Below are 22,754 nucleotides of genomic sequence, written 5' to 3'. Positions count from 1 at the left end.
CAGAATCAGAATATTCAGATATAAAAAAGCCTTTCCATAGTGAAAGGCTTTTTTATGCTTATTGATTTTCTTTCCAGAGAATCGTAAAATTAATGAAATCATAGACACTGAGTTCCTCTGCTCTTTTGTCTAAAAATTCATGCGTTTTCAGTGCTTCAGGAATATTTAAAACCTTTAGAGAATTGGATAGTTTTTTTCTCCTCTGATTAAATCCTGCTTTCACAATCTGTTTAAAAAGAACTTCATTTCCGGCCAGTCCTTCTTTTGGATTTCTTGTCAGCCTGATTACTCCTGATTTTACTTTCGGAGGTGGATTGAATACATTTTCATGAACCGTAAATAAATACTTTACATCATAATATGCCTGAATAAGAACCGTAAGAATTCCGTAGTCTTTTGTTCGGGGTACAGCTGCCGTTCTTTCGGCAACCTCTTTCTGGAACATCCCTACCATTTCAGGTACAAGCTGATAATAATCAACGATTTTGAATAATATCTGTGATGAAATATTATAGGGGAAATTTCCAATAACGGCAATCTGCTCTCCATTGATGAAATTGAAGTCCTGTTTCAGAAAATCTCCTACAAAAGTATCGTCTGTAATGGTAGAATAGTTGTTTTTCAGGTATTCGATAGATTCTGTATCTATTTCTGCAAGATAGGTAGTTTGTTCCTTTTCAAGAAGATATTTGGTAAGAACACCCATTCCCGGGCCTACTTCCATGATGTTGGTATAGTTCTCAAAACTAAGCCCTTCCACGATTTTTTTCGCGATGTTTTCATCTGTCAGGAAGTGCTGACCAAGATGTTTTTTTGCTTTTACACTCAAAGTTTTTATGATTTTATTAACAATGATTTTCCTTATTTGGTCTCAAATTTCGGAAGTTTTTTTCTATTTTAGCCAAAAATTTTAATATTAATGGCTAAATCTGTAGATGAGTTTAATAAGAAAAGGCTTCGGTCTAGCAATATTACAGTAGTGATAAGTATTGCCTTAGTGTTATTTTTGTTAGGTTTAATGGGGCTTATTTTAATTAATGCCCAGAAATATTCTGACTATATCAAAGAACAGTTGGTGGTAAATGCTTACTTTGACGAAAATTATGATGCTAAAGATTCTGTGAAAATTGCTAAACTAGAGGAAGAAACTTTTAAAAAAGTACAGACTTTAGCTCCTGTGAAGAGAGCAACCTACATTTCCAGAGAGATGGCTGCGAAGGAAGCAAAAGCAAGTATGGGGATTGACAGTGATGCGCTTTTTGAAGAAAATATTTTTCCTTCATCTATCGAAATTGCTTTAAAACCGGAATATGTAGATCCGGCGAAAATTGATGCAGCAATAAAAACCATTAAATCAGTTCCGGGGATTGTAGATGTAAAAAACAACAGTACCCTGATGGTGGATGTGTACAATAACCTGAACAGGATTTTAAAATGGATTTTAGGGTTTTCTATTCTGTTTTTAGTCCTGGCAGTAGTCCTGATTAATAACTCCATCCGTCTGAAAATATTCTCCAAGAGATTTATTATCAAAACCATGCAGCTGGTAGGAGCGAAAAGAAGATTTATCCTTAAACCTTTTATCGTTGAAGCAATTGTATTGGGTGCTATCGGTTCGTTTATCGGGCTTCTGGCTTTGTTTGGCGTATGGTATTACTTCACGAGCCAGATCGGATCGGCATTCGTACAGGAGAATCAACAGTATTTCTGGTTGGTCGTACTGATCCTTGGAGTGGGGATTTTTATAACGGTATTAAGTACCATTGTTGCCACCTGGAGATTCTTAAAATCAAACGTTGACGACTTATATTACTCTTAAAAATGAGCAAAAAAACAAATAAATTTTCCGCTTCAGAATTTGGAAAGGAAACTGAAGTTCAACCGGAAAACACGTTTTATTTCGGACAGCAAAACTTTAAATGGATGCTGATAGGACTTGCATTTATCGTGGTAGGATTCCTTTTAATGATGGGACCCGACGCGAACACTGTTGATGGCAAATTTGACCCCAATTCCTGGAACGACGGTATTTTTTCTATTCGAAGAATTAGAATTGCACCTTTGTTTGTCGTGATAGGTTTTGTGATAGAAGTTTACGCTATCTTAAAAAGAAAATAAACAATAAACTTTTAATTTAGAGATTAAGAAATTAAGAGATTTGGGTCATTAGATCTGAATTTCAAAATCTCTTAATCTTTAAATTTTTATATAGACACATATGGATTTAATCAAAGCAATTATTATTGCGATCATCGAGGGATTAACAGAGTATCTTCCGATTTCTTCTACGGCACACATGGGTTTTGCAGCAAGCCTGATGGGTATGGAAGACACTGAGTTTTTAAAAATGTTTCAGGTTTCTATTCAGTTTGGAGCCATTTTATCTGTGGTAGTAGCCTATTGGAAAAAGTTCTTTGATTTCAGCAATATCAAGTTTTATTATAAGCTGGCTTTTGCGGTCATTCCTGCATTGGCTTTAGGATATCTTTTTGATGATAAAATTGAAGCCGTTCTGGGAAATCAGATTGCTATTTCCTCAGTTCTGGTACTGGGAGGTGTTGTTTTGCTGTTTGCTGATGAGTGGTTTAAAAATCCTAAAATTGATGACGAAAAAGGTGTTTCCATAAAGAATGCTGTGATCATTGGATTCTGGCAGTGTCTTGCCATGATGCCGGGAACCAGCAGAAGTGCTGCGTCTATCATCGGAGGAATGAGCCGAGGTCTGACAAGAAAAGCCGCTGCAGAATTTTCCTTCTTTTTAGCTGTTCCTACCATGCTTGCCGTAACGGTATACTCGGTTTTTGTGAAAACATGGGGTAAAGAAACTCCCAACCCACAAAAAGGCTATGAAATGATTATGGCATCACAGGATCACATCATGATTTTCATCGTAGGAAATATTGTGGCATTCATCGTGGCTTTAATAGCAATCAAAGCATTTATTGGAGTCCTTAACAAGTACGGTTTTAAGCCATGGGGATGGTACCGTATTTTTGTAGGAATAGCTTTATTGATCTATTTCTATTTTTTTAAGTAAACATTACGCATTATTAATTACTCATGACAGCTGAAGATCTGCAAGCAGGACATATATTTTTATTAGACAAACCATTGGACTGGACTTCTTTTCAGGCTGTCAATAAAATGAAATATAAACTCAAAAGAGAGTTTAACCTTCCAAAGAAATTTAAAATAGGACATGCGGGAACATTAGATCCCCGCGCAACCGGATTGCTGATTGTCTGCTGTGGAAAATTCACAAAGAAAATTTCTGAAATACAGGATGCTCCCAAAGAGTACTGGACAGAAATAAAAATAGGAGTACAAACCGAATCCTATGACACCGAAAAGCCGGAAATCCTGAATCAGGATATTTCTCATATTACAGAAGAACAGGTAAAAGAAGCTTTAGAAAAATTCGTTGGTGAAATAGACCAGAAACCTCCAGTGTTTTCGGCTATAAAAATAGACGGAAAAAGAGCTTACAATATGGCCAGGGCAGGAGAGGAAGTAGAAATGAAGTCAAGAAAAACGACGATTTTTTATCTTAATGACATTGCGATTGATTTTCCTATGATAAGTTTTACCGTAGGATGTTCAAAAGGAACGTATATTAGAAGCCTGGCTCATGATATCGGACAGGAACTGGGAGTGGGTGCCTATCTTACGCAATTAAGAAGAACAAAGATTGGGGAATATAAGATTGAAGATGCCACAGATCAGTTTTTAGACAATGAATTTAGATTTGAAAGTTTATGAAAAAAAATCTCCTCTTTTTATTAATCCTGTTTTCGTTTTCGAAAATTTTTTCTCAGGAAGCAGATGCTAAAAAAACTACAATGGGTTTTTATTTTAATCCATCACTTAATATTGGCTACAACCTTAAAAATAATAAGAACGACGTCGTTAATAATACTCAGTATATAGTGGCCAAACCACTGAGTAAAATCACCTATGGAGTCACAGCAATTGGAGGTTATAATTTTCTTCCTAACTTTGCATTGGGAACGGGTATAAAATATAGCTTTGTAGAAGACAATTACCATTTGGTATATTGGGTACTTCAGCCAAGGATTATTTTTGCGCCGGGTGACCAGCCTTTTTATATCGATCTTAGCTATGGAAAACAGCTTAATCATTCTGTGGTTTCTGATGCTGATTTCTGGGGTGCAAGGTTGGGGATACAGGTTTCATATTCAAAAAGATTGAGCCAGGAAGGAGGGATTGTTTTTGAAAGACATCAGGTAGGAGATTCTAATGGTTTCTTCATAGGCTTGAACTATGGAATTACCATTTTCAGTAATAAAAATTATACCGGTTACGGTGAAGATTAATGGAAAAGACACGTATCAATAAATATTTATCAGAAGTGGGATACTGCTCAAGAAGAGCAGCAGACAAATTATTGGAGGAAGGCAGAATCACCATCAACGGAAAAGTTCCGGAACTGGGAACAAAAGTTTCTGATGATGATGTGGTGGAAGTGGATGGAAAACCTATCCGTGAATCGGATGATAAACCGATTTACATTGCTTTCAATAAACCGGTAGGAATTGTATGTACTACAGACACCAAGAGGGAAATAGACAATATCATCGAATACATTAATTATCCTAAGAGAATTTTCCCGATCGGCAGACTGGATAAACCGAGTGAAGGTTTAATCCTTTTAACCAACGACGGAGATATTGTAAATAAAATCCTGAGAGCAAGAAACAACCACGAAAAAGAATACTTGGTAAGAGTGGATAAACCTCTTAATCCTAAATTTCTGGAAAAAATGAGAAATGGAGTTCCTATTTTAGATACGGTCACTAAAAAATGTGAAGTAGAAAAAATAGATGATATGACGTTCCGCATCGTTCTTACACAAGGTTTAAACCGACAGATCCGAAGAATGTGCGAATACCTAGGCTATGAAGTAAAAAAGCTGAAACGTATCCGTATCATGAACATCAAGCTTGACCTTCCTGTGGGAAAATGGAGGGATTTAACAGAAACAGAATTCAGTACATTAAATATGCTTCTGGAAGATTCAAGTAAAACAATCGATTAATATTATACAATTAATAATAAAAAATAAGCAGGAAATATCTTCCTGCTTATTTTTTTAATCTGTTTTTATTGGAACTTCTATCTCCCGGTAATTCATCTGAGGAAAAGCAATAGAAAAGATACTAAGTAGGTTGTCTATTGATAATATTCACATACTAGTGTAATATTTTTAGTTTGTTAATGGAAATATATTATATTTATAATAAACTAAAAAACTAAACCCATGAAATTAAAATTTAGCCCACTTTCCCTTCTTATTATTTTAATTACACTGTGTAATTGTCAAAATGATGACCATAATTCGGAGCTCCCGCACGATACTGCTTTTTACATCGACTATAGAAGCCTGAATGGATTACCGGATGGAATAGCTGTAATTGAACTTGATCCTGAAGCACCAAATTTTGGAAGCATTAGCAGCAAACTTGAATTAGGGGTTGGTGTCCTGCCTCACCATCTTTATTATAATCAGAGTGCAAACAAATTATACTCCACTGCTTTAGGAGGAAGCTATCTCTACCAGATAAAAACAGAAAAAGACAAAAACGGACAGCCAAAATTAGTTAATGCAACGCCTATTGATACAGGAGAGAATACGGTAGGAGAAAATTTGTTTTTTACCAATGACGGAAGATATTTGATGACTTTTATGGGCGGAGCAGGAGGGCCAAAAGATGGCAGTATAGGTGTTTTTAATGCAAATACTAACCAGCTTATCAAAACTATTAAGGCGCCGATTCAAACCAATCCAAATCAATTTATTATGTACCCGCATGGTATTTCTGTAAATGAAGAAAAAGGAATCATGATGGTAACCTCAACCATTCACCCGGATCTTACTACTGGAATGGGGAATACTTGTACATTATTAGATCTAAATACCTATGAATTAAAAGAAACCTATCTGGTAGCAGACTCACCAACGGATATGTCCAGTCCTGTTGAGGTTCTGTTACTACGCGGAAAATTTCCACAATATGCCCTTGCAACAACAATGCTGGGTGGTGATATCTGGACTGCTCCATACAATGCGACCACCAAAAAATATGATGCTTTTACCAAATTGTTTGATGGGAATACACTAGGGTTAGGCTGGACACTCGAAATGTACATCGATGATAACAGCAGGCTCTATGTAAGTTTTGCAGATCCCGGAAAAGTTTTGGTCTTTGATATAAGCAACCTTCCTCAGCTAAAACTTTTAAAAACCCTTACCGCAGATAAAGGAGCCCATCATATGGTTTTCTTTAAAACCAAAAAAGGAAAAGAAGTTGTCGCAGTACAAAATAACTTGTTGAATATTCCTAACTTAAATTCCGGCACCATCAGCGTCATTGAAATCGAGACGGGGAAAACGTTAGGGACAGTCGATTTACGCGGCAAATATGGAATACTGCCCGAATCAATTGAAGGAACCAATGGGCCCAGCAGCTATATGCATCACTAAAACTTAAAATAATATCTCAGATGAGAAACTACCCAAAATAGCATCTGTTGTTTTGGGTAGTTTTTGCTGTAAGGTTTCCAGTTATTTTAAATATAATTTCATTCTTTCCTCATACTCAGGTTTTAATTTTAAAAGCTTCAGAATTTTCCTGTCATCAGGATAGGTCGTCCGGTAGAATATTATTTTATCAGCAGAATATTTAAAATAAGGATGTTCCTTCAGCCATTCTTCAGGAGCTGTAACCAAAGTATACCTGGCAACTCCGGAATTATCGAGCTGGCATGTAGAAATTAATTTTCCGACGATTTCCTTATCAATATTATACGTATCAAGAATTTGTTGCTTATTGATAAACCCACCCAGCTTTTTTCTGAAACCCAGAATGGATGCCGCTCCTTTTTCATCCAGACCAAATTCCACAAGCTGTTTGAACGTAATCGCATTCAGATTGATTTTTGAAAAATCAGTTTCCTGTTTGGGTTCTGTCTTTTTTGCAGCAGTTGCAATAGATGGGATAATTTTAATATAAGGTTTTAACTCTTCAAATTTTTCAGCAGAAATCATAAAGCATTTTTGAAGGTCTTCAGGGTTTTTAAAACTTCCTTTTAAGATTCTGTCCCGGTAATTGACAATACTCTGAGCTTGTTTTTCAGAAAATCCCAGCGATTGCCATCCGCTTGCATCCAGACTGTTGGGATCAAAAGAGTGATACTGGATTTTTTGTTGCTTTATATTGTAGTTTTTAGAGAAACTTTTATAATTCTCAGGCGTTTTTGCAGGAAGAAGCAAATAGGGTTCTAACTTTTTATAATTCTCCGTGGAAATAATAAAACAGTCTTTAAACTTCTCTTTGCTGATAAAGCTTCCGCCTAAATAATTTTTATATTTTAAAATAGCTTGAGACTGTTTTTCGCTCAATCCCATAGCCATCCAGTCATCAACAGAAAGTTCGTCAGGATTGAATTTTCTTGAAATTGTAAGCTGTCTTTTCTCAAAACTTTTAAATGAAGCTCCAGAAGATACTCCGCCATTTTCCGGAAGAAGAATATATGATTCCAGGACTTTGAATTGGTCGCTGGAGATCGCATAGCATTTTTTTAGCTGTTCCTTGGAGGTGAACTTTCCGCCCACTATTTTTTTATAGTTCAGAATGGTTGAGATCTGCTTTTCAGTAAAGCCGAGCTTTTGCCATTGATGCTCATCCAAAACATTAGGGTCAAATTCAGTTAAGTCAAGAGGAATCTTTGCTTCTGTAATGAATTTTACATCAGAAAAATCTCCCTTGTCTTTGCTCGTAAATTGCTGAAAAATCAACAGGGCAATGGGCAATAATCCCATCAATGCCAGTTTTTGGTAATAGCTTTTCTTCATCATATCGTAAACTTAATGATAAAAGAAAAGTGAAGCAATGCAAAAGATAGAAATGCATTATTTTAGAATATAAATTCTTTCTGATGATTTTTAAAATACACAAAAATACTTTTTATGATGAATGGTTTTAAACTATAACCTAAAGATTCCTAGGTCGTTGAGCACAAAAAAAAGCCTCCAAAGGAAGCCTTTTATTATGTATTTTTGATTACATTATTCAGAATCTTTCTCTCCCAGAGAATCTTTAAGCTTTAAAAGCTCAGCTTTTACAAACTCCAGACGGTCAATAAGGGTTACGGTCTCAGAAATTTTACTGTTTGTTGTCAGTGCAACACGCGCACCGTCTAAAGTATATCCCTTTTCCTTTACCAGATGATAGATCATCTGAAGGTTCTTGATGTCTTCAGGAGTAAAGTAGCGGTTCCCTTTCTTGTTTTTTTTAGGTTTGATTATTGGGAATTCCTGTTCCCAATAGCGTATTAATGAGGTGTTTACATCAAATGCTTTGGCTACTTCTCCTATTGAATAATACAGCTTATCAGGTAAATTTATCTTCATTGTATGAATCCTAAAAGCCAAAGATAAAAATTTTTTAAAGTTTAACCCAAATATGCAGGGTCAAATATTTGTTTAAATGTTCTGTAGCAACTGTTTCCTTCACTTCGAACGGCTATATTTCAGCATATTTTCAATTTGATGATGCCAATTTCTTCATTCAGTACAGGCAGAACTTGCAGCTTGCTTTTATTTATAGTATTTTTATAATCAGCAAATCATTTGTTTACTAAAAAAAATATAGGTGGTAAATTCGATCTCCGTACTTCATATTGATCTTTTCCAGCCGGGAACCAATGCCTCGAATTTTTATTTCAACTCAATGAAAGACCATTTGGTGTTGGGTCATAAACATATTGAAAAACCTCACCGCCATGATTTCTATGCAGCCGTTCTTTTTACCAAAGGAGAAGGCGTTCATGAAATTGATTTCCAAAAGTACGAAGTTTCCTCAGGAAGTCTGTTTTTTCTGTCACCGGGCCAGATCCATAGTTGGGAGCTTTCGGAAGATATCGATGGGTATATTTTCTTTTGTTCTCAGGAATATTATGAGATGCATTATGTTAATCAGAAGCTTAAAAATTTCCCTTTTTTCGGTTCTGTGGCATTTCCCAGAAAACTTCAGTTGCAGTCTGATGATCTGAAGAAATGCATTGCTCAGTTTGAAGAGCTGGGAAAAGAATACCATTCACAGCATTTAATGAAAGAATCCTATATTCTCTCTGTAATGTCACAGATTTTCATCCATGCAGCCAGACAGTTTTCAAAAGACTATCACCATTTAGCTTCACCGGCAAGCATTTCTTATTTTAAGCACTATCAGCATTTTGAAAACCTGTTGGAACAGCATTTTACTACTCAGAAATCTATGGCGTATTATGCGTCCTTGTTAGAGATTTCACCCAAGCATTTGAACAGAATCGCCCAAACCACCGTTCAGAAAACGGCAACGGACGTGATTACAGAACGGGTGATTCTGGAAGCCAAAAGAATGCTGATGTACCTTGATGAAAGTCTTGGAGAAATTGCTTTTCGGTTAGGATATGAAGAATATTCCTATTTTGTGAGAGTATTCCGAAAAAATTCCGGAATGACTCCCACGCAATTTATAAAGAAATATAAGGCTTAATAATTATAGAGAAAGTTTAAAAGGACCTTCAAAAGTAGTGTCGAAAGAATCCAGCATTTCCCCTTTTTCATCGAAAACACCAATCACCATATTCTGTTTTGAAAATTTAATATCGTCTTCCGGAAAAGTGATGTTGATATTTCCTTTCAGAATTTCATCCCCTTTCAAAGTGATTTTGTCTGATCCGAAATAGGTAATTTCAGCATGTTCAGGAGTCAGTACTTTAATCGTAATAGTCTTTTTCTGATTGGTTTTGTTTAGAAGCGTATAAATGAACGTATTGGTTATTTTACCGTTTTTAATAAAGAAGGTAGATCCTGCAGGCTTGATGAATTTTGCTTCCATTGATCCTCTGTCGTACATCAGGAATCCAAGAAATCCAATAAGCAAAGCAAGGAAAAGGGTAGTGACTTTCATTCTTGCGGTAAACTTGAACTTTTCCTGATTCTCTATTTCAGCTTCTGTGGCATAGCGGATCAACCCTTTAGGCATCCCGACTTTTTCCATCACTTCGTCGCAGGCATCAATGCAGGCGGTACAGTTTACACATTCTAATTGCTGTCCATTTCTGATATCGATACCGGTTGGGCAAACCACCACACATTGATGGCAATCGATACAATCGCCCTTTCCCTCTGTTTTTCTGTCTTCATTATTTCTCCATTTTGAACGGTTTTCTCCCCGCTTAAAATCATAATATACATTAATGGTCTGCTTGTCTATCAATACTCCCTGAAGCCTTCCGTACGGACAAACCAGTGTACATACCTGCTCACGCAGCCAGGCGAAAGTAAAATAGAATGTTGCCGTAAAAGCCAGCATCCCCATAAACTGGAAAGGACTTTCTGCCGGACCCTGCATCATGATATTCAAAACTTCTTCATAACCTACAATATACATGAACATAAAGTGACTGATGAGCAATGAAGCTAAAAAGAAGACCGACCATTTTGTCACTCTTTTCCGTATTTTTTCTGCATCCCATTCCTGTCTCTCCAGCTTCATCTGTTTATTTCTGTCACCTTCGATCCAGTATTCAATTTTACGGAAAACCATTTCCATGAACAGGGTTTGCGGACACAGCCAGCCACAGAATATTCTTCCAAATACAACGGTGAACAGCATAACAAAGATTACGGAAGTCACCGCTCCCAGAGCAAGAATGAAAAAATCCTGAAGATAAAAAGGCTGTCCTACGATGAAAAACTTTCGGTCGATAACATTAATCAGCAGGAAAGGATTGTTGTTGATCTTGATGAAAGGCAGTCCGAAAAACAAGGCCAGCAGCAGATAACTTGTGTAATTTCTGTAATTGGTATATTTTCCTTTAGGCTTCCGGGGAAACACCCATTTCCGGCTTCCGGTTTCGTCCATTGTTCCTACTGAATTTCTGAAATCTTCATTTTCTATAGCTGAAGTTGTTATATTTCCGGGCTCTATGCTCATTGCTGTACTTGTATTACGCTTAAAAGATTGTCATATAATCTCTTAAAGCTTGATTAATATCCCATTTGTTGAAACATTTTCATCAGAAAATGAATCCTCATTTCGTTTATGCAAAGCTCTGAAATAAACTATTTTGTTACTAATATTATCTACTTGTAAAATAGGACTATTAGGACATTTTTAAAATAATCTGGTACATCATGACTAAACAGATTGTTTAAAGTATATGGACAAATAATTGATGGAGATGCTGTGATTTTTATTTAATGAATCAAAATGAGAGAATAATCTTGGTATTCTATGAGTCCAATTCGTAAATTGTGGATTTTAAATAAGGAAATGAAAAATATATTTAAAACAGGGCTGATTGGTTTGGTTTTCGCATTAGTAAATTGCAAATCAGTAAATTACAAGAACATGTTTTATGATGGGGTACAGCCGGAAGTAGTTTCGGATCAATTTAGTTTTACTGAAGGGCCGTCTTCGGATAAAGAAGGAAATGTTTATTTTACGGATCAGCCGAATGATAAAATTTATTATTGGGACTGGAAATCTAATAAAGTGATCGAATTTTTGAATAAAACGGGAAGAGCAAACGGTACTCATTTCGATAAAGATGATAACCTGATCACCTGTTCTGACGACCAGGGAGAAATGTGGAAGATCTCGAAAGATAAAAAAATACAGGTTTTATTCAGAGGTTTTGAAGGCAAAAGACTGAACGGACCTAATGATGTTTGGAATGATTCTTTCGGAGGAATGTATTTCACGGATCCGCTGTATGAAAGAGACTACTGGACCAATTTTAAAAAAGAAATCCCAGATAAAAGTCTGTATTACAGAAATAAAAATGGGAAAATCACTAAACTGGACACTTTCACCCAGCCTAATGGAATTGTGGGAAGTGAGAAGTTTAAAAAATTATATGTTTCGGATATTGATGCCGGAAAAACATATGTATATGATATTCTAGGCGAAGGAAAATTATCTGAAAAAAGACTCTTTTGTGAAATGGGCTCAGACGGCATTACGGTAGATAAACACGGAAGTCTTTATTTAACAGGAAATGGAGTGCATATTTTCAACCGTGGTGGGAAAAAGATTTATCAGATTCCGATTCCTGAAAAATGGACATCTAATGTTGCTTTTGGGGGTGAGAATAATAATGTTTTATTTATTACCGCTTCAAAATCAGTGTATATTTTACCTACCAAAGTAAAAGGAACAAAATAATTTATAATTGTTTATCAGCATAAAAAAGTTCATTGCCATTTACGGCAATGAACTTTTTATTTATAGTCTTTGGTAAAGCTCTTTAATAAGCGACTTCCATTTTTACTTTTTTCCCTTTCAGCTTTTCCGTGGACAATTTCTTCAGCAAAGCATTTACTTTTGCCCTTGCAACGGCAACATAAGAAGTTGTGTCTTTTACTTCAATCAAACCGATATCTTCCTTTTGAAGTTCCCCTTTTTTAATTAAATATCCTACAATGTCTACTTTATTTACTTTATCCTTTTTACCGGCACTGATATAAACCGTTTGGAAAGGTGTTTTTCCTGGTATTCTGTCGAATCCGGCAACTGTTTCTTCCGGAGTATTGTTTTTAATAAACGGGAAATTCTCTTCCGCAGTCATGATTAAGTAAGCGAAACCTTTAGCATTCATTCTCGCTGTACGTCCGTTTCTATGAATAAAAGCATCCTCTTTGGAAGGTAATTGATAGTGAACGATAGATTCCACTTCAGGAACATCAAGTCCCCTGGAAGCAAGATCTGTCGTTATTAAAATTCTGGCAGAATCGTTTCGGAATTTCAGCAAGGCACGCTCTCTTTCATCCTGTTCCATTCCACCGTGGAAAGTTTCTCTGTCGATTCCTTTGTCAGCCAGAAGATCAGAAATACGGTCTACCGCTTCACGGTGATTACAGAAGATCAATGTTCTTTTGTTGCCGATTTTACATATTAAATTGAATAAAGTATCCAGCTTCTCTTCCGAAATAGTCATTACTTTTCGCAGTTGAATATTGGGTTTTACTTCACTCAATTTTAAAAAGTCGATAATTTTTTCATTTTTTAATCCTGTAAACTTTGGAATATCATCCATAGCGGTGGCAGAAGTTAAAATTCTTTGAGAAAGGCCTCTCAGAGAATTTGATATAAATTCCATGTCCTCATGAAAACCTAATTCCAATGCCTTATCAAACTCATCCAGTACCAAAGTTTTAATCGTTGAAGGATCAAAATTGTTATTTCTCAAGTGGTAAACAATTCTTCCCGGTGTTCCAATTAGAACAGCCGGAGCTTCAATTAAATTATTGACTTCAATTTTTTTGTCGTGGCCGCCATAGCAGACAGAAACCTTAAAATCAGTTCCCATTGATTTGAAAACCTGTTCAATCTGAAGCGCCAGTTCTCTTGCCGGAACTAAAATCAATGCTTGAATTCCTGAAACATCTTTTTTAAGATTCCGAAGAACCGGAAATAAAAAAGCGAGTGTTTTTCCTGAACCCGTAGGAGAGAGCAAAACAACATCAGTATTATTTTCAGAGGTTTTATACGTAGATTTCTGCATCTGATTCATATCCTGAATCTGCAGTTTTTGATAAATTGATTCTAATTCCATGCTGCAAAGTTAAAATAAAGGAACGGTTTGCGAATGGGAAATGTAAAATAAAAAGCAATAAACAGGCAGAAATTACTTGCCGATTCTATTCAGCATTTCTTTTCCACGCGTCAAAGTAACAGTATAGGCCTGGTCGGGATTGCGTATTGCTTTCTCATACAATTCTCTTGCTGTATCTCTGTTTCCCTGGATAAGATTCGTAAAGCCGGATATTTCATACATGAAATTTTGAAGCTTAGGATCTGAAGAATCTTTAGCAGATAAATACTGCAGCAGCTTTTGCGCTGCATCTATTTTAGGATCTTTGTATTGCAGTACTTCATAGCCTTCCGGCACACTGAACCAATAGCCCCACATTCCGCCATTGGTATGGGCATTCCATGAGTATTTAATAAGCTGTAATGCTACTTCCAGCAAAGCAGGGTCAAGATTTTTGTTGGTGGCTGATGTTTTTTCGCTTTCTGCAATATAATGATCAACAGTTGGATTCAATCCTTTGTCTGTTATTTCCTGAAAAATAGATTCTTTAAGATAGAGCGCATGATTTTTTGAATAGTTTTCATAGGCAAAATTGGAAGAAAAATGATCTGCAAGATTCTCTATTCGATAGCCCTTTTTCAGTTCAGCTTTTAGGTTTATGGTATACGCTGTATTGAAATTATGAAAAAGATAGACATAGATGATTCCTTTTTTCAAATCATAAATAGTGGAGTATAGGGTGTTGAGTTCCCCTTCCTGATGTGTTTTATCCAGTATCGTTTTTAAAAACTCTACACCGTTCTGCTTTGAACCTGCAAGCATTTCGTTGGCTATATCCGGTCTTCTGCAGGATAATTTTCCATTCAGCATATTGCAGTTGGCATTCACCTGAAATTCACCCTTCTTTTCAATAATCTCTTTTGGATTTACCACCATAGAGTTTCCTTCTCTGTCTGCAATTAAAATCTTGGCCTGGCCATAAAAGTTATATTTCTTGAGATACACCATCGCTTCTTTCACATTTTTGCATTTTCCTAATATTTCCCACATTAGAAATCCTTTATGAAGATTCGGGGCTGCTAATTTACTGAGGTCATAATTGGCAGCAGCGAAATCAAAAAATAATCCGTGTTCATTCATCGCTGATGCGACCTGCATATCCGGTCCCCCGAAACAGACTGATCCGTAGCGGTCTTTTGTCGCGGGATTATACCATATTCTGGTAAAAGGAGTGGTGTCATCTTCATTAGCTGCGGCGAAAGCATCTCCTCCTCTGGAACAGGAAAAGATGGTACAGGCTTTTATTGTATGGCTGCTATAAAGCAGGATGCAGGTTAATAATAGAAAGAAATGTTTGTGCATGATTATATTGTTTTATGCATGGTTTGATTAGAATAAAGTCAGGTTGTTAAAGCGCGGCTTAAAATAAAATATTGATTTATAAAGCAATAGAGAAGCAAATGCTCTGGGTTACAGGGGAATATTTTTGTTGATTATTAATTATGCAGAGAAGAAATATCTGTTGTTCATTGTAAATAAATTTCATATCTTTGCACCACTTTTTGTGGGTAAGGTTTGAAAAGGTAAAATATTATAAATTAATTACTTCCGTATTTTTTAAATCCACATTTATTCAGACCATTAAAAAAGAAGGAATACAAATTTTATTAGAAAATGTCAAAAGAGACAAATTCAGCAGAGGTTATTTTAAACCAAAACGTAGCACCAGAACAATTTGATTGGGATTCTTTCGAATCAGGTCTTGATGCAGACGCAAGAAAAGAAAAAAGCGATTTAGAGGAAATCTACAACGGATCTTTAAGCAGTTTAAATGATAACGACGTTATCACTGGTAAAGTAGTAAGATTAACTGATAAAGAAGCTATCGTTGACATCGACTTCAAATCAGAAGGTGTTATTTCTCTTAACGAATTCCGTTACAATCCAGGCCTAAAAGTAGGTGACGAAGTTGAAGTAATGGTAGACAGAAGAGAAGACAAAACAGGGCAGTTACAGTTATCTCACAGAAAAGCTAGAACGCTTAAAGCTTGGGATAGAGTAAACGAACTTCACGAAACTGGAGAAATCGTTAACGGTTTTGTTAAGTCTAGAACTAAAGGAGGTATGATCGTTGACGTTCACGGAATCGAAGCATTCTTACCAGGTTCTCAAATTGATGTTAAGCCAATTAAAGATTACGATCAGTTCGTAGGTAAAACTATGGAGTTCAAAGTTGTGAAAATCAACCCTGAGTTCAAAAACGTAGTAGTATCTCACAAAGCATTGATCGAAGCAGATATCGAAGGTCAGAAAAAAGAAATCATCGCTCAACTTGAAAAAGGTCAGGTTCTTGAAGGTACTGTTAAGAATATTACTTCTTACGGTGTATTCATCGACTTAGGAGGTGTAGACGGATTGATTCACATTACAGATCTATCTTGGTCTAGAGTGAACCACCCATCTGAAATCTTAGAAGACGGACAAACTGTGAAAGTGGTTATCCTTGACTTTGATGATGAGAAAACTAGAATCCAGTTAGGTATGAAGCAATTAGAAGCTCATCCTTGGGATGCTCTTTCTGCTGACTTGAAAGTTGGAGATAAAGTAAAAGGAAAAGTAGTAGTTCTTGCTGACTATGGTGCATTCGTAGAAATCGCTCCAGGTGTAGAAGGATTAATCCACGTTTCTGAAATGTCTTGGTCTACTCACTTAAGATCTGCAGGAGATTTCGTTAAAGTAGGTGATGAAGTGGAAGCTGAAGTACTTACTTTAGATAGAGAAGACAGAAAAATCTCTTTAGGTATGAAACAATTATCTAAAGATCCATGGGAAAATATCGAAGCTAAATACCCAGTTGCATCTAAGCATGTAGGAACGGTAAGAAACTTCACTAACTTTGGTGTATTTGTAGAATTAGAAGAAGGTATCGACGGATTAATCTACATCTCTGATCTTTCTTGGACTAAGAAAATCAAGCACCCATCTGAGTTCTGTGCAGTAGGTGATAAATTAGATGTTGTAGTGCTGGAATTAGACATCCAGGCTAGAAGATTATCTCTAGGTCACAAGCAATTGACTGAGAACCCATGGGATAAATTCGAAACTAAATATGCTGAAGGAACTATCCACGCTGGTAAAGCGGTAGAAGTTCACGATAAAGGAGCTTCTGTACAATTCGAAGATGCTGAAGTTGAAGCATTCTGCCCTTCAAGATTATTAGAGAAAGAAGATGGATCTAAAATCAAAAAAGGTGAAGATGCTCAATTTAAAGTAATCGAATTCAACAAAGAATTCAAAAGAGTAGTAGTATCTCATACTGGTATCTTTAGAGACGAAGAGAAGAAAAACGTAAGAGAATCTTCTAACAACAGATCTAATAATACATCATCTTCTTCAAACAACGAAGAAAGATCAACTCTTGGAGATATCGATGCATTAGCAGAATTGAAAAGAAAAATGGAAGAGGGTAAATAATCCTTACACCATATGAATATCTGAAGCCACTCGAAAGAGTGGCTTTTTTTGTGGAATAGTGTTGATCTTTAAAGGAAACATGCATTTCTACCAGGCATATATTACACAGGCTTAAACTGATTTGTTTATGCCGGAAACATAATTGTTTATATATTATGAAAAGTGTAAAGTCATTTTTCATGTGGACTTTTTACGTGTAGTTTATTTATTTTGTAGATTTTTTAAATAAAATAATTTCTGAATATGAATTATTTGTAAATTAGCGCCTTTATTAGTAGAAATGAAAAAGATAACTTTACCCCTTTTATTTGCTGTATTCGCAGTAATTCCTTCCTCCTTATTTTCACAAGATAACGAGAGGCTGATTAAAGACTATATTTCTCAAAACAAGATAAGAGAATATAAAAAGTCTGACCTTACCAATTTTATTGTCGACAATGTTGATAATTCAAAATCATTGAAAGGAAGTGTCGTCAAATTTCAACAGATGTATAATGGGCTGCCCATTCATAGTTCTGTAGGGACCGCATTGGTTAGGGATGGTAAAATAGTGTATTATGCAGATAATTTTATCCAGGATTATACTTCATCAACTTCTAATAATGCGAAAATTACGCAGAAAGATGCTATTGATAAAATTGCTGACAATCTAGGAAAAGCAGAAATCAAAGCTTATTAAATAGTTGGATATTCTGATGCTGCACCTCAAAACACAGACATAGCTAAACAAAGATTAGTATATGCTGAAGATCAGGGCAGTTTAAAGCTTGCCTATCAATTTTCTTTTCAGGATCCTAAAGCCGCTAGTTATTGGGAAATATTGGTGAATGCAAATACAGGAGAGATCATCAATAAATTTGATCTTAATCTGTCTTGTGATTTTAACCATGATGCCTATTCTCACAATTATTCGACAGATACTACAGCAGATTTTATCGGTCCTTTGAAAGGGGAGAATATGTCGTCATTATTATTGGTACCTGATAACGCTTCATATAATGTATTTGCTTTACCATTAGAGGCTGCAACATTTGGATCTCGATCATTGGTTACAAACCCCTGGATGATTGCATCTTCTCCGGAAGGATGGCATTCTGATGGTACCAATCACTATACTAATACCAGAGGAAATAATGTATATGCTTATGCTGACTTAACTGGAACTAATGCGGTAGGTCCTACTGCAGAAGGTGGAGCTAGCAGAAATTTTAATTTTCCTTTTAGCATCTATGAAACCGCTGCCAATAACTTGAATTCTTCTATTACAAACCTATTTTATATCAATAATAAAGTACATGATATTTTTTACAAATTTGGGTTTACCGAATCTGCAAGAAATTTCCAGCAAAATAATTTTGGACTTGGAGGAGCAGGTAATGATTATGTAAATGCTGAAGCACAAGATGCAGGCGGAACTAATAACGCTAACTTTGCAACTCCTGCAGACGGTCTTAGACCAAGAATGCAAATGTATATGTGGTCATCCACTAACAGGTTGTTTTATTATAATACTCCCGCTGCTGCCGTACCTCGTCAGCCATTGGCAGGAACTGCTGTATTTGGAAATCCTTTAGATGCAGCTGGTGTTACAGGAAATGTTCAGTTGTCTTCTGTTTTAGATGGATGTACAGCTTTGCCGGCTGGTTCATTAGCAGGTAAAATCGGATTGGTTGAAAGAGGGACATGTTCTTTCGTAGTCAAAACAAAAAATTTACAGGATGCAGGTGCTAATGCTGCCATTATTTACAATAACCTGGCAAATGGTTCTACTCTTAGTAATATGTCTGGAGCAGATCCTACAGTTACCATTCCTACTGTATTGGTTACAAATGATGAAGGAGAATATATTAAAACGCAGCTCACAGCAAATACAACAGTTAATGTAACACTGAAAAATGATCCGTCTATGGCTATTACTCCTGACGGAAGTTTTGATAACGGAATCGTTACTCATGAATACGGTCATGGAATTTCTAATAGATTGACAGGTAATGGATCAACTTGTTTACAGGCATCAGTTAGCTCAGAACAAATGGGTGAAGGCTGGTCAGATTTCTTTGCCTTAATGTTAACTAATAAACCTGGTGATAATGCTTCTGTACCAAGAGGTATAGGAACATATGCTTCAGGAGAATCAACGACAGGTGATGGGATCAGACCTGCTAAATATTCCCCTGATTTTACAATCAACAGTGCTACATATGCAGATACTAACGGAATGGAATATGTAAATACAAGCGGAACCTTAGTTCCTGATGTCCATTCTATAGGATTTGTATGGGCAACCATGCTATGGGATCTGCATTGGAAATATGTTGAAAAATATGGGTATTCATCAGACGTTACAGCAAATACAACAAACGGAAGCTCCAGGGTGCTACAATTGGTAACAGATGCGTTAAAGCTTCAAGCATGTAATCCAACCTTTATTGATGGAAGAAATGCAATCTTAGCTGCTGAAATGGCAACTACCTTAGGACAGGATAAATGTATGATCTGGAGAGTCTTTGCTAAAAGAGGACTTGGAGTAGGAGCACTTGCTGGGGTGAAAACCAATATTAATGATCAGACAGAAAGCTTCTTATTGCCGGATGATTGTTCTGCACTTTCAACAGAAGAGATCAAAGCTGTTAAAAATACCATTTCTATCTATCCAAACCCTGCTAAAGACGAATTCTACATCAACTTCCCAAGCAATACCCTTGGAAAAGTAAGTATTGAAATCTATGATATGTCAGGTAAGTTGGTTTCGTCTGAAGATAAAATTTCTCCGGATGTTAAAAAAGCAATCTCTACCAACAGATTAGTTAACGGAACATATATGGTTAAAGTAAAAGGCCTTGGTTTCGATGCTTCATCAAAAGTGATTGTTAAAAAATAAAAATTCATCTCATTAATGATAAAAATCGTCTCAGGCATGCCTGGGACGATTTTGTTTATCTATCATACCAATGCTGGCGGTGATTTAAATTAATATGTCGTAAATTTGCGGGCTGTTAAAAAAATATATGAAGAAGAATATACTAAAAGGAGTTTTATTTGTAGGAATCGGGGCCAGTATATATGGTATGTTAGCAACATTTGTAAAGATGTCTTATCATGATGGCTACACGACTTCTGAAGTCACCACATCACAATTTTTACTGGGAATCATAGGACTTTTAATCCTTAATTTTATCCAGACAATAACGTCAAAACAAAGATTATCATCACCAAGTTCCAAAGAAGTAAAAATGCTTATGCTTGCCGGAACCTCTCTTGGGTGCACCAGTCTGTTTTATTATATCGCGGTGCAGTATATTAATGTATCCATTGCTATTGTACTTTTGATGCAGTCAGTGTGGTTCAGTGTTGTTGTAGAAAGTATTTTGGCAAAAAAACTGCCGAATGCCAGAAAGGTAATATCGGTAGTTATTGTTTTATTAGGAACAGTTTTAGCCACTAACCTTATCAATATGGATATTGAGCTTGACTGGCATGGAGTCTTCTGGGGATTAATGGCAGCGGCTTCCTATACTATGACAATGTTTACATCCAATACCTTAGCTACTCATCTTCCAGTCTTCCGGAAAAGTATTATTATGCTGTTGGGAGGATCTGTTGTTGTACTTCTGTTCTTATTTTTTGCTCAGATAGGACCACTTTACTCAGATGGATTAAAATCAGTATATTTAAATTTTACAGAAAATACAGAACATATCCACTCATTTAATTACTCAATATTCTGGACATACGGATTTATTCTGGCGTTATTCGGAACCATTATTCCGCCTGTCTTATTCAATATTGGTTTTCCAAATGCAGGATTGGGGTTGGGAAGTATTGTGTCATCATTAGAACTTCCGGTTTCTGTAACCATGGCCTTTGTATTGTTGGGTGAAAAAGTCTTTTTAATACAATGGATTGGAATTATTCTGATTCTTTTTGCCATTGTTTTAATGAATCTGCCTAAAAAAGAACTTAAAGTAGCAGAATTATCTTAAAAAAAATAATAGTTTAAATTAAAATAACAGTCGAAAACTGCTTCTTTTGAAGCGGTTTTTTTAATTTTATACCTAAAATAAGATTTCATGAAATACTACAAACATATAATAACACTAATTATATTGTTGATGACAACAACTATGATATTCTCCCAGATAAAGCCTTTGGATGCTGTACTTTCAAATTACCAATATCCCTATAAAGTCCATTTCATTGATCTGCAGTCTCAGGATAATAACTTAAAAATGGCTTACATGGATGTTCATCCCCAAAACTCTAATGGAAAAACAATCATGCTGCTTCATGGAAAAAATTTTAATGGAGCCTATTGGGAGAGAACGGCAAAAGACCTTTCAGATAAGGGGTTCAGAGTTATCATTCCAGACCAGATTGGATTTGGAAAATCTTCAAAACCTCATAACTATCAATTCTCTTTTTCTCAACTCGCTGAAAATACAAAAGCAATTCTAGACCAGCTTAAAATTGATAAAACTATCGTTTTAGGACATTCAATGGGAGGAATGGTAGCTGTACGGTTTACACTGTTGTATCCGGAGCGCGTGCAAAAATTAATTCTTGAAAATCCTATTGGTCTGGAAGACTATAAAACATTCGCTTCTTATCAAACTATCGACCAGGCATACCAGTCTGAACTGAAAAATACGGCTAATACTTACAAAAACTATCAGATGAAATTTTATTACGATAATAAATGGAAAGAGGAATATCAACCTTGGTTGGATCTGATCGCTGGATGGACATTACATAAAGACTATCCACAAGTAGCTTGGGATGCTGCACTCACTTCAGACATGATCTACAACCAGCCGGTTTGTTATGAATTTAAAAACATTAAAGTTCCTACCTTATTAATTATTGGCACCAGAGACCGAACTGCCATAGGAAAAGATAGGGCACCTAAAGAGCTTCAACCTAAAATGGGCCAGTATCAGGAATTAGGAAAGAAAACCCAAAAAGAAATCTCCGGATCAAAATTGGTAGAGATTGAAAACGTAGGGCATCTTCCTCACATAGAAGTATATTCAAAGTTTTTTGATGCTTTATATAATTTTGTTAAATAAGACAGTCTTACTTAAATACCATAAGTTTAAAATTAGAATAAGGTTGTAGTACTACCTATATATAGTATAAAATAAAAAGCAGAAAGATCCCATAGAAATGTTCCCCATATTCTATCCAACATAATAAATATTCAATAGGGCTGGGCTTTAGCCCGGCCTAAATAAAATTAATCAATAAAAATATCCACCGGCTTTATCCGAAATACGAAGGTTCTATGATGCATATTGAATTTATCCTACTCACCCTTAAATAAATGTTTAAATTTTACCTTCTACTAGTGAGGGAGTTAGTGTATTATATGAATCAAAAGTAAACTTTATGTTAAATAAAGTTGTTGGGGTAGTTAAAAGTTTCTATCTTTGCCCCACTGAAAACGAGAGATAGTAGGTAGCGCAGAGACAGTAATTGATATAAGGAATGAACTAAAAAATAATCAGGATTTAATTTTGATAATTTAAAAAAGTTTGTATCTTTGCAGTCCCTTAATAGGGAGCGCAGAGAGGGTCAGATTTAAGAAAGGATAGGAGATTAGGGTTACTTAAAAAACTTTAAAATTTTGTTCAAAAAGATTTGGCTGGTTTAGAAATAAGCATTACTTTTGCACTCGC

20 protein-coding genes are annotated in these 22,754 nt (G+C 35.8%); 14 read left to right on the top strand and 6 right to left on the bottom strand.

The features are described from left to right. Positions 1–58: 58 nt before the first annotated feature. Positions 59–829 carry a 16S rRNA (adenine(1518)-N(6)/adenine(1519)-N(6))-dimethyltransferase RsmA gene (gene rsmA / locus IW15_RS20915; RefSeq protein ID WP_034715364.1) on the bottom strand — a complete coding sequence of 257 codons (771 nt, stop codon included), beginning with the start codon at positions 827–829 and terminating at the stop codon, positions 59–61. A gap of 90 nt (positions 830–919) precedes the next feature. Here rsmA and IW15_RS20910 point away from each other — a divergent pair, with 90 nt between their 5' ends. From IW15_RS20910 to IW15_RS20880, 7 genes are all read left to right on the top strand, one after another. Next, entirely contained in the window at positions 920–1,819 is a 900-nt protein-coding gene (locus IW15_RS20910) for a cell division protein FtsX (protein ID WP_034715361.1), read from the top strand. Between the two features lie 2 nt (positions 1,820–1,821). Continuing rightward, complete coding sequence (locus IW15_RS20905) at positions 1,822–2,118, top strand: DUF3098 domain-containing protein (protein ID WP_034715359.1); 297 nt, start codon at positions 1,822–1,824, stop codon at positions 2,116–2,118. 100 nt (positions 2,119–2,218) lie between these two features. Continuing rightward, positions 2,219–3,037, top strand: coding sequence for an undecaprenyl-diphosphate phosphatase (locus tag IW15_RS20900; RefSeq protein ID WP_034715357.1), 819 nt, complete (start codon positions 2,219–2,221; stop codon positions 3,035–3,037). Between the two features lie 23 nt (positions 3,038–3,060). Then, on the top strand, positions 3,061–3,759 hold the full coding sequence (gene truB, locus IW15_RS20895; RefSeq protein ID WP_034715355.1) for a tRNA pseudouridine(55) synthase TruB: 699 nt from the start codon (positions 3,061–3,063) through the stop codon (positions 3,757–3,759). Next, positions 3,756–4,334 (top strand): hypothetical protein, encoded by a 579-nt coding sequence (locus IW15_RS22235; protein WP_051882263.1) that lies wholly within the window; start codon positions 3,756–3,758, stop codon positions 4,332–4,334. Before truB ends, IW15_RS22235 begins: the two co-directional genes overlap by 4 nt. Continuing rightward, entirely contained in the window at positions 4,334–5,056 is a 723-nt protein-coding gene (rluF, locus tag IW15_RS20885) for a 23S rRNA pseudouridine(2604) synthase RluF (RefSeq protein WP_034715352.1), read from the top strand. Before IW15_RS22235 ends, rluF begins: the two co-directional genes overlap by 1 nt. Before the next feature lie 222 nt (positions 5,057–5,278). Then, a complete protein-coding gene (locus tag IW15_RS20880) occupies positions 5,279–6,502 on the top strand; it encodes a YncE family protein (RefSeq protein ID WP_034715351.1) in 1,224 nt (407 codons plus the stop codon). A gap of 81 nt (positions 6,503–6,583) precedes the next feature. Here IW15_RS20880 and IW15_RS20875 read toward each other — a convergent pair whose 3' ends face one another. Together IW15_RS20875 and IW15_RS20870 are read right to left on the bottom strand one after the other, a co-directional pair. Then, a complete protein-coding gene (locus IW15_RS20875; protein WP_034715349.1) occupies positions 6,584–7,873 on the bottom strand; it encodes a helix-hairpin-helix domain-containing protein in 1,290 nt (429 codons plus the stop codon). A 213-nt stretch (positions 7,874–8,086) separates the two neighbouring features. After that, positions 8,087–8,431, bottom strand: a complete 345-nt coding sequence (locus tag IW15_RS20870; RefSeq protein ID WP_034715348.1) for a MerR family transcriptional regulator — start codon at positions 8,429–8,431, stop codon at positions 8,087–8,089. A 241-nt stretch (positions 8,432–8,672) separates the two neighbouring features. Between IW15_RS20870 and IW15_RS20865 the strand changes: the two genes are divergently transcribed. Then, positions 8,673–9,557, top strand: coding sequence for an AraC family transcriptional regulator (locus IW15_RS20865; protein ID WP_051882260.1), 885 nt, complete (start codon positions 8,673–8,675; stop codon positions 9,555–9,557). A 3-nt stretch (positions 9,558–9,560) separates the two neighbouring features. Here IW15_RS20865 and ccoG read toward each other — a convergent pair whose 3' ends face one another. Then, positions 9,561–11,003 (bottom strand): cytochrome c oxidase accessory protein CcoG, encoded by a 1,443-nt coding sequence (gene ccoG / locus IW15_RS20860; protein ID WP_034715346.1) that lies wholly within the window; start codon positions 11,001–11,003, stop codon positions 9,561–9,563. Between the two features lie 339 nt (positions 11,004–11,342). Here ccoG and IW15_RS20855 point away from each other — a divergent pair, with 339 nt between their 5' ends. Next, on the top strand, positions 11,343–12,236 hold the full coding sequence (locus IW15_RS20855; protein WP_034715344.1) for an SMP-30/gluconolactonase/LRE family protein: 894 nt from the start codon (positions 11,343–11,345) through the stop codon (positions 12,234–12,236). Positions 12,237–12,318: 82 nt separating this feature from the next. Here the strand turns inward: IW15_RS20855 and IW15_RS20850 are convergent, their stop codons facing one another. Next, positions 12,319–13,626, bottom strand: a complete 1,308-nt coding sequence (locus IW15_RS20850) for a DEAD/DEAH box helicase (RefSeq protein ID WP_034715342.1) — start codon at positions 13,624–13,626, stop codon at positions 12,319–12,321. 72 nt (positions 13,627–13,698) lie between these two features. After that, the gene (locus IW15_RS20845) at positions 13,699–14,967 is read right to left on the bottom strand and encodes a carcinine hydrolase/isopenicillin-N N-acyltransferase family protein (protein WP_034715340.1); all 1,269 of its coding nucleotides are present in this window, start codon (positions 14,965–14,967) and stop codon (positions 13,699–13,701) included. A gap of 312 nt (positions 14,968–15,279) precedes the next feature. Here IW15_RS20845 and rpsA point away from each other — a divergent pair, with 312 nt between their 5' ends. The 5 genes from rpsA to IW15_RS20825 all read left to right on the top strand — a co-directional run bounded on the left by rpsA (position 15,280) and on the right by IW15_RS20825 (position 22,145). Further along, positions 15,280–17,079, top strand: coding sequence for a 30S ribosomal protein S1 (gene rpsA / locus IW15_RS20840; protein ID WP_034715337.1), 1,800 nt, complete (start codon positions 15,280–15,282; stop codon positions 17,077–17,079). Positions 17,080–17,359: 280 nt separating this feature from the next. After that, the gene (locus IW15_RS22960) at positions 17,360–17,758 is read left to right on the top strand and encodes a hypothetical protein (RefSeq protein ID WP_185097434.1); all 399 of its coding nucleotides are present in this window, start codon (positions 17,360–17,362) and stop codon (positions 17,756–17,758) included. Next, complete coding sequence (locus IW15_RS20835) at positions 17,759–19,960, top strand: T9SS-dependent M36 family metallopeptidase (RefSeq protein ID WP_185097435.1); 2,202 nt, start codon at positions 17,759–17,761, stop codon at positions 19,958–19,960. 127 nt (positions 19,961–20,087) lie between these two features. Continuing rightward, on the top strand, positions 20,088–21,062 hold the full coding sequence (locus IW15_RS20830; protein WP_034715336.1) for an EamA family transporter: 975 nt from the start codon (positions 20,088–20,090) through the stop codon (positions 21,060–21,062). Positions 21,063–21,191: 129 nt separating this feature from the next. After that, on the top strand, positions 21,192–22,145 hold the full coding sequence (locus tag IW15_RS20825; RefSeq protein WP_228384413.1) for an alpha/beta fold hydrolase: 954 nt from the start codon (positions 21,192–21,194) through the stop codon (positions 22,143–22,145). Positions 22,146–22,754: the final 609 nt, after the last annotated feature.

It is taken from the genome of Chryseobacterium soli (assembly GCF_000737705.1).
GTDB lineage: Bacteria > Bacteroidota > Bacteroidia > Flavobacteriales > Weeksellaceae > Chryseobacterium > Chryseobacterium soli.
The sequence above is the reverse complement of the archived record's forward strand: the minus strand, read 5'-3'. Positions and strand labels throughout refer to the sequence as shown.